The organism is Francisella salina, assembly GCF_000219045.1.
GTDB lineage: Bacteria > Pseudomonadota > Gammaproteobacteria > Francisellales > Francisellaceae > Francisella > Francisella salimarina.
Genome location: NC_015696.1, coordinates 1 through 14,780 on the forward strand (window position 1 = coordinate 1; position 14,780 = coordinate 14,780).

Here is a 14,780-nt window from a genome sequence, read left to right on the forward strand (position 1 = left end):
TAATTAACATAATTATCCACAGGTCTGAGTAATTATGTTTGCTTATTTTTTTTTATTGCAATAAAATCTAACACATTCAATTAATCTATTATGCCTACTATTGGTTATCCTTTATAAATTAAAGGTTATTGGGACATTTTTTTGTTATGACTACATGGAATAAGTGTTTAAAAAAAATAAAAAAAAACCTTTCTACGTTTGAATACAAAACGTGGATTAAACCTATTCATGTAGAGCAAAATAGTAACTTATTCACAATTTATTGTAATAATGAATATTTTAAAAAACATATAAAATCTAAGTATGGAGCACTTATTTTATCAACAATAGAAGAGTTCCATAGTGGTGATTTGCTTATAGAATATTCTAATAAAAAATTTTCTGGTGAAAATTCTTCTGGAGTTACTTCAGTAGGCCCTCAAGCTAATTTTTTCAATCAAAAAAGTGTTGAAATAAAAGATGATTCTGAAGAAGTTAGTTCAAACCAAGAGCTTAAAAAGAATCAAAAGAAATTATCTTCCAAAAAATCTGCCTCCCAAGAATTATTTGGTTTTGATGAAGCGATGCTTATCACGGATAAAGATGATCAAGAATATTCTTTTGGTTTACCATTAAAAGAAAAATATGTTTTTGATAATTTTGTCGTTGGTGATGCAAACAAAATAGCTAGAGCAGCAGCTATGCAAGTATCTATTAATCCTGGTAAATTGCATAACCCATTATTTATATATGGTGGCAGTGGACTTGGTAAAACTCACTTGATGCAGGCTATTGGTAATCATGCTAAAGAGGTTAATCCAAATGCTCGAATCATATACACAAACTCTGAACAATTTATTAAAGATTATGTAAATTCAATTAGATTACAAGATCAAGATGAGTTTCAGAGAGTGTATAGATCTGCAGATATTCTTCTTATAGATGATATTCAGTTCATAGCAGGTAAGGAAGGTACCGCTCAAGAGTTTTTCCATACTTTCAATGCATTATATGAGAGTGGCAAACAGATTATTTTGACTAGTGATAAGTATCCAAATGAAATAGAAGGTTTGGAAGAAAGATTAGTTTCACGTTTTGGATATGGTCTAACAGTTTCTGTAGATATGCCAGATTTAGAAACTAGAATAGCTATTTTGCTTAAAAAAGCACATGATTTAGGTCAAAAACTACCTAATGAAACAGCAGCATTTATTGCTGAGAATGTACGTACGAATGTTAGAGAGTTAGAAGGTGCTTTAAATAGAGTACTTACGACTTCTAAATTTAATCATAAAGATCCTACTATAGAAGTGGCACAAGCTTGCTTAAGAGATGTTATAAAAATACAAGAAAAGAAAGTGAAAATAGATAATATCCAAAAAGTGGTTGCTGATTTTTATAGAATAAGGGTAAAAGACTTAACTTCTAATCAAAGAAGTAGAAATATAGCTAGACCAAGACAAATAGCAATGAGTTTAGCACGTGAACTAACATCTCATAGTTTACCAGAAATTGGTAATGCTTTTGGAGGTAGAGATCACACTACTGTTATGCACGCAGTCAAAGCTATAACTAAATTAAGACAAAGCAATACTTCAATATCTGATGATTATGAGTTGCTTTTAGACAAGATTTCTCGTTAAATAAAAATAGGAACTATTATCAAAGGGGTTTTTAAAAATGAATTTTGTACTAAATAGAGATGACTTACTAAAGCCTTTACAGTCAATGTTATCAGTGGCTAATAGTAAAAGTACAATGCCTTTATTATCATGCATATTGTTTGATATAGATAACAATAATCTTAAAATTACTGCTTCAGATCTTGATACAGAAATATCATGTAATATAGCTGTTAGTTGTAATACAAACATAAAATTAGCGTTGAATGCTGACAAAATATACAATATTGTTAGAAGTTTAAATGATAACTCTATGATCGACTTTAGAATCGATGATAATAAAGTTACAATTATTTCTAATAATAGTACATTTAACCTTATATCACTAAATGCTGATAATTATCCTTTAATTGACAGTAATATTAATGAGCAAGCAAGCTTTGATCTTTCTCAACAAGACTTTCATCACATTATCTCAAAAGTAGATTTTTCTATGGCTAATGATGATACTAGATATTTCTTAAATGGGATGTTTTGGGAAATTAACTCAAATCTATTAAGAGCAGTATCTACAGATGGACACAGAATGTCTATTACAGAGTCTATAGTAGATAGTAAAGTTTTAGATAGTGACTCTCAATCGATAATTCCTAAAAAGGCTATTTTAGAGCTTAAAAAGATAGTTGGTAAAACAGAAGAAAATATCAAAATATGTTTAGGTAAGAACTATCTGAAAGCAGAATTTGGTAATTATGCATTTATATCAAAACTTATAGATGGTCGTTATCCAGATTATCAAAAAGTAATTCCTAAAAATAACACTAAGCTTCTTGCTGTAGATAAGCAAGTTTTGAAAAATTCATTGTTAAGAACATCTATCTTAGCTAATGATAAATACAAAGGTGTACGTTTGAATATATCTCAAGGACAAGTGCTTTTATCTGCAAATAACCCTGATAATGAAAAAGCAGAAGATAAAGTAGAAGTTCAATATAATTATAATGATATGGAAATATGCTTTAATTACAAGTATCTTCTAGATATTATAAATGTTCTAAGTGAAGAAACTATGACTATTTATCTTGATAATCCTAATATGAGCGCTTTAGTTAAGGATGAAAAAGATAATAGCTTGTTCATCATAATGCCAATGAAAATTTAAATTATTTAGTAGTATCTAAAATTGAATTAATAAAGCTTTTTATAGAGTCTTTAGGGATTCCATAAGTAATATAGAAGTTGTCATCAGTATCTTTATTATAGTTTTTTTTATACTTTTAATTATATCTTTGGGGAAATAAACTAAATCAGCTAAGCCGTAATCAATAGCACTATTCTTATATGTATTTTTAGCAATAAAAATAACATTTTTTGAAGCACTTAAAGCTTGTGAACCCATAGAAGATTTATGTACTATAAAAATATTACTTAAAGTTGATAAGCATATAGTGGATGGGTTTTTTGAATCAGTATCAGCAATTACCATATTTTTAATATCTAAAATATTCTTTATATTTTTTTCAAATTCACCATTCGTTTTAGGGTGATAGCTTACTATAGCTATATAATTAGGCATATTTTTTATAGCTTCAGCAAAATTATAAAAAGACTCTTTATAATCTTCAGTAGTATCTCCCGCAAAAACAATAAAATTCTTCTTATAATCAATATTTAAATATTCTATTAAACTTTTTTTTGATGGACATTTTTTATTTGTTTTTTGCCACTCTATAAGGGAGGGATTACCCACGACTATAATATCTTTCGTAGATATATCAATTTTTTGTTTGAATGAATTCTTTGTTTTTTCTGCAACAATAAATAATTTGTCTAGAGATTTATTTTTAAGAGTATTTATAAAGCTGGATGTATAATAATTAGGATCATTTTTTGGATATGGATCAAAGTTATCATAATAAGCAACTTTTTTAACATCATCAAAGCTATTAAGTATTGCTGCTAGCGAGCCACTAGACATACCACTAATTATAATATCAGGCTTATATTTTAAGCTATTTTTTAGGCAGACTATATTATTTTTACTTATTAGATTAGATCTATCTTTTATTAAATAATCATTATCAAACTCTCTTAAACAATTAACATTTTTTATTAGATTATCTTTGAACTTATCTCTAGATTTTCCAATAGCTATAATTTCATAATTTATTTTTCTATTAGATAATTCAGGCATTAATTCTTTAAAAGCATTTGCATCGCCGTAATCATAGCTTAAAAATAAAATATTAGTTGCATAAGAAGTATTAAAAAAAAGTGTTATAAAAGTAACTAAAAATAATTTATATTTCATGTTGATTACTATTTATCAAAAACGACCATTTTATGGTATTTTTAATATATTAGTCAATTTTTATCCTAGCAGATAATTTTATTGATTAAAATCTATTTATTAAGAATAATATATTTGTTTTTGAATACAAATCTTAAAAAATAGGTGAAATAAAATTATGAAAAATACAAAAAAACCTAGCTTATTTACTGCTATAGCATTAAGCGTTGGTACTATGCTTGGTAGTGGATGGCTATATGCTTCTTATTATGCATCACAAGCAGCTGGAGCAGCATCAATTTTCTCATGGATTATAGGAGCTTTTGTAGTTCTTTTAATGGCTTTCTTATTATCAGAACTAGCTGTGAAATATCCTACAAATGGATTATTTACGCGATTAGTAACTATATCGCATAATCAGCATTTTGGTTTTGTAACAGGGTTATCAAACTGGATGCTAGGGCTTATAATTGTACCGTCAGAAGCTATGGCTACAACACAATATATTTCTTCTATATATGAGCCAATTACTCCTTATGTATTTAGCAATGGAGAACTTACTTTTGTAGGTGTTTTGGTAGTTGCAGTATTTATGCTATTGTATACATTGATAAATTATTGGGGTATCAAATCTCTATCAAAAATCAATAACTCATTGACATCTCTAAAGATAATCATACCCATAGCTACATCGGTGATAATAATGATAGCAGCATTTCATTCAAGTAATTTTGGTGGTGAAAATGTTAAATTTATGCCAGATGGAGTTAGTGGTATTTTTAATGCTATTGTTACTTGTGGTATATTTTATTCATTCTTTGGGTTTCAGATGGCAGCTAGTTTCTCAGCAGAGCTAGATAATCCTAGAAAAAATATTCCAATAGCATTAGTCAGTAGTGTATTGATAGTATTATTTATATATTTATTATTACAAATATCATTTATTGGTGGTGTACCTGAGAAAATGCTAGAGAATGGTTGGGGTGGCTTAAATTTTGAATCTCCTTTAGCTCAATTAACAGGAATATTAGGCTTAAATGCTTTAGCTTTGGTACTTTATGCAGATGCTCTTATTAGCCCATCAGGAACAGGTATTATCTATCTAGGTGCTAGTACGCGTATGCTAAATGAAATGTCAAAGGCAAAACAAATGCCTGGTTATTTTGCTAGAGTAACTGAGGGTGTAAACGTTTCGCGTACTTCATTAATTTTTTCATTTATATGCTCTTTGATTTTGATATTTTTCTTTAGAAACTGGCAGATGATAGCTTCTTTAACAACGACTTTTATATTAGTATCATGTATAGCTCTACCTATTGCATACGCAAAAATCAAAGCAAACAAGGCTGATCCTTTACCTTTGAGTTATCTACCTTTTTCTAGAACTATAGCTTTTTTAGTATATATGTTTTTGACATATTTGTTGATGATTGCAGGAATGCTTAACTTAGTTGTTGCATTAGTTCTGCATATAGTGTTTTTCTTAATATACGCATATATAGATAGCAAAGGAGATATTTCTAGAATCACAAAAGCTTTTGCTTCATCATGGGTTATTTTTGCATACTTAGTATCTGAATTAGTATTTGGATATATATATGAAAATATATCTTCTTATAACTTATTTACGCTAGTATTTGTAGTTATATCTGCTATTTTATACGTTTTATTGATAAATCAAAAAAGTTATACAAACATTAAAAATTAAGGCTTTATAACCTTTATATTAAACTCTTTTCTAATTTCTGAAAGAGGTATATTTAGATATTCATCATAATTATACCAATTCCATTTTTTTGACATTTTATAAGCTCTAAATATAGTTAATAAACATATAGGGATATTGCTAAGTGTCACTAAATAAATGATGACAGTATACTTATACTTTCTTTTATAACTATTTATAACAGTTTTATAATCAACATATCTAAGAAACTTTTTATAACCTTTGAGAGTGACATTAGTACCTACTAAAGTCCAAGTGTCATTTATAGCTTCACCTCTAATTTCAAAAGGAATAGTTCCAAATAAAATATGTGTGATATCATGATTTCTAAACCATTTGCTAGCTTCATCATGTCCATCATTTGAGTTTAGGAAAGAGTAATTTTTATTATATTCTTCTAGACTCTCGTGTAATGTTAATTTACAGTTTTGTTCTAAATGCTGCATTATCTAAATTTTAGAAAAAAGAATTTGAATATATAGATATTATAAGACATAAATATAGTAATCAGTTATGAAAAATAGATCTCCGAAGATTTATTCAGCAGAGTTTTCCTTATTTGAATCACAACATTTACTAGCTTGATTTTTGTTACAAGGACAGTCACATTTAGGACCACAGCCACAGTGGCCTTTTTTATGGTATTTAGCGGCAAATAGTACTAAAACGATAGATATAACTACAAGCCATGTATTTTCGTGTACAGAACCAGGAAATATACATAAAATTAGCGTTATAATTTTCAATGCGACAGCAACTCCTAATACCGTTAAAAAGACAGCTAACGCACAAAACCAAAATTGCTTACAGCAAGAATCATTTTCTTTAAATGGACATTTCATTTCTATTCTCCTAAGATTTTTAATGGCATTTATATTTTATCAAAGAAGTAGTGATCTAGCATAGAAAATAATAAATCATAAATAATGATTAGTGTTTAGTTATATAGTTAAGGCTAACAGCAGATAGGATGATAATTAAAGATATCCAAACAGTTATGTTAGAAGGATCATGGTTGATTAATATACCAAAGATAACTCCAAACAAAGGTACTAAGTAGTTAGTAAAAGAGGTAAAAACTGGACCAGCGACTTTTATCAAAGAAGCATAAAGAAAATATACAATACCAGCACAAAATATACCTAAATATACTAAAGAAGATAGTGCAAAAGTAGAAGAATGAATGCTGGCATAGCTTGGCTTAAATATAATCAGTAAGATAGATAACTGTAAAGTTGAAGCAATAAGAATATTTCTTGAAACAATAATAGGATTATCGTGGAAACAAGATTTACTTAAAAGCAATAAAGCTAGCGCAAAGGATGTAGTTGCTAATAGTATTGCTAATATCCCATATATATTTATTGAATGATTGTCAGCTACTAAATTTGGATAAAATAATATTAATAAACCAATAAATCCGACTGAAATACTTAAAATATTAGCAAAAGTTATTCTAGAATTAACTACAAATGGTCCAAGCAAAACAACAAAAAATGGCACTGTTCCAGTCAGAATAGCAGTAATCGATGGACTAGTGAATTTTTGTCCCCATGGTATTAGCATAAAAGGCATTGTAGCTTCAAGAAAAGCTATTAAGGAGTAAATAGCAAAATCTTTTTTGAATGATTTAGATTTTAAACCTAAAAAATAACAAACAAAACAAAGAATCAAACAACCAATAAATGATCTAGCAAAAGCAATCAAAATTGGTGGGAAATGTTCGATAGCTTCTTTTTGAAAGATGAATTGTGAGCCCCAAATAAGTCCTATAGCAAATAGTAAAGAATATTTTTTAATCATTTTTATAAATATTTTAAATTCATAATTGATGACTATTCTATAAAATATTTTCACAAAGCATAAACTTTTTATTGTAAAAAATGTTCGTTGCATGTTTACATTTTCTTAGTTAGAGTTATTACTAAATAGTTTTATAAGAAAATATCCATATGAAAAAATTTTTGATTACTTTTATAATTGTATTGTCATTTAATTCAATAGATGCAAAAAATTTAGAGCTTATGCAACAAAATATCCAAAATTCAAATCAGAATACTAACCAAAATAATAATGAAAATAAGCAACAAGTATCCAAGCAATCACAACAGTTTTTTAATGCTTATAAAGACCAAGATTAGTCAATATTATATTCAGAGAAATTAAAGAAGTCTTTATTACCTTGGGTTTTATTTGTAAGTAATGATTTGTATTGTCTTTGAACAAGAGGTGTTGTGCTAGAAGTTACATCTCCGCGATTCGTTAAGGTACAGCTACTTAAGAACACAATTATAAGAGTAGTGATTAGTGCTTTTTTCATGATATATCTATACCTAAATATCTATAGCTAAATGATAACTATTTAAAAGTTATTATTCAAAAAATTTTTGAATGCAACTGGTGGAGGCGGCGGGACTTGAACCCGCGTCCACAAACTCTCCATCTTTGGATCTACATGCTTAGGCTAATCTATTTGAGTTTAGCTTAGCTATTCCCCAACTAGCCAGGGTAATAGTTAGCGAGTCTGTTAAATACAGCCTTAACTCCCAGACAAAAAGCAAAGACCGTCTTATGCGGAATATGAACGGATGTAAAGATAGTGTCATAAGAAAGACTATCATATCCGTGCGTCTCTAGGTTATTAAGCTAGACTAGGCAGCTTTAGCAACAGCAGCAAAGTTGCTGTCGTTAGCCGCTACGCGGTTTGCTTTTTTGTTGCCAGTTATTATTGGCATTTGTACTGTTATTAACGAGGTTACGGTACTTCCTCGACATGCACCTTAGATTTTGACATTCATGTCGAAACCATATTCGCCCCCATTTGGGTGGATACAATTTATACTTTATTATGATAAATGTCAAATATATATTACAAGACGTTTTATTTAATTATATAAAGAATATGCTTTTAAAAAAACAAGATAACTCATTGGTTATATTAATAGATTTACAAAATTTAACAAACATTAACACCTATTTTCAATAGAAAAAATATAATCTATTTACACTCTTACAATAAAACGTTATTAAATTAGGAAAAATATTATGAAAAAAACAATTTTAAAATTCTCTGCTATCTCAGCAATGTGTGGCTTAGCTTTTGTTCCAACATCAATATTTGCTGCTAATCTATATTGTTATGTAAATGGTGAATATACAGGTAAGCCGCATAAAGAAAAAATAAACCCTAAGCTAGTGGAATTTACAGAATCAGGAGTTAAAAAGCAGGGTTATCTTGTTTCTAAGAAAGAAGCAGACTACTTATTAAAGAAATGTGAAGAGTCTGACTCTAAGTTTAATATCTTAGAGGGAGTTTCTATTGAGGCTCGTTTAGATAATACTTATTTAGGTTCTTTCTTTGGTAAACAATATGGTTATCCAATAGTTACTTTAGATGGCAGTAAATCAAAACCAGAATATATTAGGAGTGCTTTCAAAGCATCTGATGGTACTAATAAGGAAATATTGAGTGTTGATAAGTATCTCAAAGAAAATAAGACTGAGATTAATAATAGATCAACGATGAGTGTCTTAAATAAGGCTGTTTTTGGAGTAAAAAACTACGCACAGGGTTTTGTTAATCCTTTAAGTGGGCAAACAGTTGGAGGACTTAATGGTACAGACCCTAATAATACATCAAACTATATAACAAATTTGATTAAAGAGCATCAAAATAATGGAGTTGTTGACTTAGGTGATGAAGTAATTGTTTATAGTGATAATGAGCAAGCTTTAGCAACTTATTATGGAGAAGATAAAATAGTTAATGATATTACAAAGTTTTCACATATGTATGCCACTAAGCAAAATATAAAACTTTTATATACAGCATCAGTTGAAGCATCAAACGGAGTCCAGCATGCTGTTTTATTAATAGTAGATATTGATAGAGTGGATAATAAAATAGATCTTAAAATAGTTGACTCTTTGATGAGTCAAGCTGCTAATAAGTCTGATAGTGAACTATTAAATAGAATAAGCCACGAACTTACAACTAACCCTACATCTATAGCATATATTAAAGAAACAGTGGAAGAAGATGATTTTACACTTTTAGAAAGTGAGTATCATGTTGAAACATCTATAGAGAATTTGAATATTTAGGCTCCTCTTCAAACAGATTGTGGTAGATATGTAGCAATTTGGATAGATGCTATTATTAATGGAATAGATTACAAAAAACTAGATTCTAATGATTATGGTAATCTTTTAAAGACTTTAAATAGTGGTAAAAAGTATTCTCTACAACAAAAGCATTCTGAAGAAGATATTGGTGATCTTGAAAATCAGATCATTGAGCTAGATGATAATGAACTTTGGGATTAAATATTATAAAATATTGAAAAAAAAATGAGTATTTACTTTGTTTTTTAAGAATAAAAAGCTCCTGTCTATTGTGCTATCTCTAGTTCTTGTTTTAATTACTTTAGTTAACTTGATTTTTATATATGTATCATATCTGTACTATTCTGAGACTCAGATATATAAACCTATAAATATAGTTACTGATTTAAGTTATACATTTTATAATGATTTAGAAAATAAAAGCATTGATTTTAATAAAAAAACTACATTAAGTAAAAGCTCTGCAAATATTGAGTATACAATAACAAAAAAACCAGTTTATAACTTAGTTATAAAAATTAATAATCCAAGTTCTCATCATGAAGCTCGTAGAAAAAATATAGAAAATAGTATAGAAAATAAAAAAGTAATAAAAAATATCTCTGTTTGTTATAAGGGGTATGAAACTTGTTTTAATTTACATATTGAAAGTAAGTCTAAATTTTATTTGTACTATATCTCACTATGTTTATCTCTGATAATCTCAATATTTTTTCCTATATATATCATATATAGCCAGCTCTTATTAATTAACCTTATGCGATTTAAAAGAGTATTATTTAAAATAACAAAAAATGATATAAAGGAATTTTATATATTTACTCCAAGGAATCTTAAATTAATACCCAAAACTATTTTTAAAATAATTATTTCATTAAAAAAAGAAATAAAAAACACACGGTTTACCCTAAATGCAATATCTCATGATCTAAAAACTCCTCTAACAAAAGCAAAACTTTTAATAGAAAATGGAGATACAAGTAACCCTATGATTATTAGCTATTTTAATGATATAGAGTATCTTTTTTCACAAATTGCTACATATAATAGGAGAGACAATAATAAAGAGAAGTTATCAAAAATTGATATTGTAGATTTTACAGAATGCTTGTATGATGATTATAATATGCTTGGTTACCCTATAACATTTTTTTCATCGATAGAACATGGTATTGTATATATACAAAACCAAGCTATAAAGAGGGCCTTTGTAAATATTATAGAAAATGCCTTTAAATATGCAGGTTCTGTAAGTATTTCTATTATTGAATATGATAAAAAAGTTATACAAGTTTCTTTTGTAGATAATGGTCCTGGAATTTCAGAGAATGACCTAAAAAAAGTGTTTACTCCTTTTTTTAGGTCAAATATTGCCAGAAACAGTATGGTGCCAGGTACAGGGCTAGGATTATCTATAGTAAAAAAGGTACTTGATATAAATAATGCTCAAATTGAAGTAAATAATAATGAGCCTAAGGGTTTAAAAGTTTCTATTAAATTTAATAAAATATAATCAAATATCTCCAATCTTTTTTCTTAGTTTGCTTATTGTAACATCTATTTTTCGACTGTAACCATCATTAGAAGCAGAGGCAATAATAATGCTAATATTTTTTGTAGCCAGTGGGGCAGTATTTGTATCTGCGCACTGTGGAACTGTATTAATGTCTCTTAACAATTCTATATATTCATAATTATCTTTAATAATTTATTAAAAGTAAAAGGTGGTATTTCAAGTATCTTTTGATAGTACAAAATATAACAACGTTTTACAATTAGATACAAGTTTGTGTAGATATATGCATTATAATTTTGACTACATTTATCTAATAAGTTACACAGGTATAAAAAAATGATTAAAAAAGTATTAATTCCAGTTGTGTTGGGTGTTATTAGTATCTCGTCTATAGAAAGTGCATTTGCGGAAAAAATTAATGGAGAGCTTTATTGTTATGTAAATGATAAAGAGTATGTGGGTGTGATTAAAAAAGAAAATGTTGAAACATTTTTTACTGATTTTAAAGAAGATGGAAAACAAAAACAAGGTTATTTATTAAGCAACAATGATGCAGAATCTTTTTTAGAAGAGTGTAAAAATATGGTACTTACAAATGATTTAGATAAAAAGAGTAGTACTATAGAAGCTAGGTTTATGGGAAAAGCAAGCTATTTTAGTACTCTCTATAATACGGTAGGTGTTCAATATGGTTACCCTTTAGTTGTTAAAAGTGAGGATGGGCTATATAGAGCTGGCTTTTATAAGGAAGATAGTGAAGCAGTAAAATATGATCAAATAAGAAAAGTTTCTCTATGTGTTAATAATTCAACAAGCTCGAATTTAAAAGATATACAAATTTTCTCTGATGCTGTTCAAATGACACATCTAAAAACTATTAGTAAAAACTTGGAAAGTGGTGAAGGTATTTGCTCTGATATTGAAATTGATAGTAAAAGCTACTTGGGGTTTGATAACTTGATTTCTCAAGATAAAAAATATATGCGTTTACCAAGTTATACTGATGGTGCTCTTCATACATCTAATGAGATTGTTGAGATATATGACAGAGAAGTATCAGAATATTTAGAGGCTAACATGGTTGTTAATAATACTAATCAGCTTATAAATATTAGCATTATAGATAATGAAACTAAAAAAATATTAACAAATTGGTTATCGCGAGTTGATGACGAGACTTTGATTAGTAATTTAATTCTACCTGGCTCTCATGATGCAGGAATGAATGAAGTTGACGCAGAAGTGGATGGTAAATATTTGAGTTCAATTTTATCTAGAAACTATGTATACAATCAAAAAATGAGAGTCGGCAGTCAGCTAATGTCTGGATCCCGAGTTATGGATATACGATTACAAGAAAAGGATGATAATTTGGTTACTTTCCATAAAGCAGCTGGAATTGGAGGTGTTGGGGAAGATATTGATTCAATACTTAATGGCTCCGTTGATTTTATTTCAAAATATCCGACAGAGTTTATTATTTTAAGAGTTAGCAATACTGGTAATAGTGCAATTAAACTTCTTTTAGATAAACTAAAATCACACAAAGTAAAAGATCTACTTTTTGCTCCTAGTACTCCAATATGGGGAGGACTAACAGTTGGAGATGCAAGAGGAAAAATTATGATTATCATAGAACCTAAATTTTTTGAAGAAATAAAAAGCACAGGTTTAGATATTGTATTAGGTGAAAAGATTAAAAAGATTGAGGAATATACTAGTTCTTTTAGTTACATGAGAGGGAATACTTATGGAGGATTTGCAGGAACTCAAAAATTGGAACAAATGATTGTTTTTCAAAATGACAATGCAAATAAAGTAAATTCTGTAAAGAAACCAATAGATCTTGATATTGATTTAGAAAAAGATGTTGGCGATTTGGGTTATTTTAAGGGTGAAAGTCAAATAGTAAGTAATGATATTTCTAGAGACGAAAACAGCGAGATATTTTCAAGTTTTATTGAAAATATCCATACAAGTTCTTTGAACTTAGAGGTTGAAAGAGATTTTGGTTTTCAAGTCAGTTGGACCTTCACTGGGGGATTTGGCGAAGAAAGTTTATTTTCTTTTGATATCCCTTATTTCTCTAATAATGTTAATGCGAGGCTTGCTTTAGAATATCCGCGTTTTATAAAAGAGGTAAAAGTAAAACCTCAGATTGTGAATTTAGATTTTGTTTCACCTGAGTTAATATATCCAATAGTGAAAGATCAGATATATTTATAAATTCTAGAAAATTTGTCAACCAAATAATAATATAGGCTCTTTTCAATTAACTGTATAAATTCTTAATTAAGATGCTAGATTATTTCTAGCAATATATTAAGGATAAAAACATGTCTAAAAATAGAAAATCAGAAGATATATACTCAATGCTAGCAGACTAGATAATATATTCTGGAGTTGATGTTAATCAAATGTTTGAAATGGATATAGCAATAAAAGCCTATCTACAGATACTGGCAATATAGATATATTAGTACCTAGAGATAGAGAGAGTGACTTTGAGCCACAAATAGTTCCTAAAAGAGTAACAAAAATAAATGGCTTAGGCCAGAAAATCATATCTTTATATGCTAAAGGTATGAGTACTACTGATATCCAGAAGCAATTATTTGAGCTGTATGATACAAAGATATGTACAAGCTTTATTAAGTGATGTTACAGAAGCTATTATAGAGGATGTTAAAGCATGGCAAGACAGACCGTTAGAGTCTGTTTATCCTATAGTATTATTTTTTGACTATATAGTCGTTAAAGTCAGAGAAGATAAGCGTATTACCAATAAGGCTGTATATATTGCACTAGTTCTATTGCTAACTGGTCACAAAGATGTATTAGGTCTTTGGATAAGTCAAAATGAAGGTTGTAAGTATTGGCTAGGAGTTTTTACTGAATTAAAGAATAGAGGTTCACAAGATATATTTATAGCTTGTACAGATAATTTAAAGTGTATGTCTGATGCTATACAAGCAACATACCCTCAAACAAAGCATCAGCTTTGTATTGTTCATCAAATTAGAAGCACTTTAAAGTATTTATCTTACAAAGATAAGAAGGAAGCGGCAAGAGAGTTGAAGAAGATATATAATGCTGAAAATATTGATATAGCCGAAGCTGAGCTTGAAAACTTTGCAAGTAAGTATGATGCCAAGTATCTTTTAATTTCAAAGTCATGGCTAAATAACTGGGATAATCTGACTGTATTCTTGCAACACCCTTCCAAAATTCGTAAAGTAATTTATATACCACTAATGTGATAGAATCGCTTAATAGTCAGTTTAGGAAAGTTATTAAAAATAAAAAAATATTTCCTAAAGACGATTCTGTTTTCAAATCTTTATATTTAGCTATAGATTATTTGACTAAAAAATGGTCTATGACTGTGAGATACTGGAGTGAGGATATGCCTTATTTCGCTATCGAATTTGAAGATAGAATTCAGAGGTTTGTGTAGGTGAATTTACACACTTATTTGGAAAGGCTCCTTTCATTAATGGTTTAATTTTTTTGTAGCCAGTG

At 28.4% G+C, this 14,780-nt stretch carries 12 protein-coding genes, 1 other RNA gene and 1 pseudogene; 8 read left to right on the forward strand and 6 right to left on the reverse strand.

Features of this window, described 5'->3' with window-relative positions:
* Window positions 1–146: 146 nt before the first annotated feature.
* Window positions 147–1,622: a chromosomal replication initiator protein DnaA gene (dnaA, locus tag F7308_RS00005; RefSeq protein WP_013921793.1), complete on the forward strand. Its 1,476-nt coding sequence runs from the start codon at window positions 147–149 to the stop codon at window positions 1,620–1,622.
* A gap of 37 nt (window positions 1,623–1,659) precedes the next feature.
* Entirely contained in the window at window positions 1,660–2,763 is a 1,104-nt protein-coding gene (dnaN, locus tag F7308_RS00010; protein ID WP_013921794.1) for a DNA polymerase III subunit beta, read from the forward strand.
* 39 nt (window positions 2,764–2,802) lie between these two features.
* Here the strand turns inward: dnaN and F7308_RS00015 are convergent, their stop codons facing one another.
* A complete protein-coding gene (locus F7308_RS00015) occupies window positions 2,803–3,912 on the reverse strand; it encodes a glycosyltransferase family protein (protein WP_013921795.1) in 1,110 nt (369 codons plus the stop codon).
* A 157-nt stretch (window positions 3,913–4,069) separates the two neighbouring features.
* Between F7308_RS00015 and F7308_RS00020 the strand changes: the two genes are divergently transcribed.
* Complete coding sequence (locus F7308_RS00020) at window positions 4,070–5,599, forward strand: APC family permease (protein ID WP_013921796.1); 1,530 nt, start codon at window positions 4,070–4,072, stop codon at window positions 5,597–5,599.
* Here F7308_RS00020 and F7308_RS00025 read toward each other — a convergent pair.
* The 3 genes from F7308_RS00025 to F7308_RS00035 all read right to left on the reverse strand — a co-directional run bounded on the left by F7308_RS00025 (window position 5,596) and on the right by F7308_RS00035 (window position 7,420).
* Entirely contained in the window at window positions 5,596–6,063 is a 468-nt protein-coding gene (locus F7308_RS00025) for a hypothetical protein (RefSeq protein WP_013921797.1), read from the reverse strand. The two genes, F7308_RS00020 and F7308_RS00025, sit on opposite strands and share 4 nt — an antisense overlap.
* Window positions 6,064–6,153: 90 nt before the next feature.
* Window positions 6,154–6,459 carry a hypothetical protein gene (locus F7308_RS00030; protein ID WP_004286827.1) on the reverse strand — a complete coding sequence of 102 codons (306 nt, stop codon included), beginning with the start codon at window positions 6,457–6,459 and terminating at the stop codon, window positions 6,154–6,156.
* Window positions 6,460–6,547: 88 nt separating this feature from the next.
* Window positions 6,548–7,420, reverse strand: a complete 873-nt coding sequence (locus tag F7308_RS00035; RefSeq protein WP_013921798.1) for a DMT family transporter — start codon at window positions 7,418–7,420, stop codon at window positions 6,548–6,550.
* Between the two features lie 149 nt (window positions 7,421–7,569).
* On the opposite strand from F7308_RS00035, the gene F7308_RS00040 reads away from it, so the two are divergent.
* Window positions 7,570–7,758: a hypothetical protein gene (locus tag F7308_RS00040; RefSeq protein WP_013921799.1), complete on the forward strand. Its 189-nt coding sequence runs from the start codon at window positions 7,570–7,572 to the stop codon at window positions 7,756–7,758.
* Here F7308_RS00040 and F7308_RS00045 read toward each other — a convergent pair.
* On the reverse strand, window positions 7,755–7,937 hold the full coding sequence (locus F7308_RS00045; RefSeq protein WP_013921800.1) for a hypothetical protein: 183 nt from the start codon (window positions 7,935–7,937) through the stop codon (window positions 7,755–7,757). The genes F7308_RS00040 and F7308_RS00045 overlap by 4 nt on opposite strands.
* A 78-nt stretch (window positions 7,938–8,015) precedes the next feature.
* Window positions 8,016–8,436: a transfer-messenger RNA gene (gene ssrA / locus F7308_RS09950) on the reverse strand.
* Window positions 8,437–8,662: 226 nt separating this feature from the next.
* On the opposite strand from ssrA, the gene F7308_RS09865 reads away from it, so the two are divergent.
* From F7308_RS09865 to F7308_RS10505, 4 genes and pseudogenes are all read left to right on the forward strand, one after another.
* The gene (locus F7308_RS09865; protein ID WP_013921801.1) at window positions 8,663–9,721 is read left to right on the forward strand and encodes a hypothetical protein; all 1,059 of its coding nucleotides are present in this window, start codon (window positions 8,663–8,665) and stop codon (window positions 9,719–9,721) included.
* Between the two features lie 292 nt (window positions 9,722–10,013).
* The gene (locus F7308_RS00060) at window positions 10,014–11,255 is read left to right on the forward strand and encodes a sensor histidine kinase (RefSeq protein ID WP_232215351.1); all 1,242 of its coding nucleotides are present in this window, start codon (window positions 10,014–10,016) and stop codon (window positions 11,253–11,255) included.
* 339 nt (window positions 11,256–11,594) lie between these two features.
* Window positions 11,595–13,484: a PI-PLC domain-containing protein gene (locus tag F7308_RS00065; protein ID WP_013921803.1), complete on the forward strand. Its 1,890-nt coding sequence runs from the start codon at window positions 11,595–11,597 to the stop codon at window positions 13,482–13,484.
* Between the two features lie 161 nt (window positions 13,485–13,645).
* Window positions 13,646–14,715, forward strand: a pseudogene (locus F7308_RS10505) (IS256 family transposase).
* Window positions 14,716–14,780: the final 65 nt, after the last annotated feature.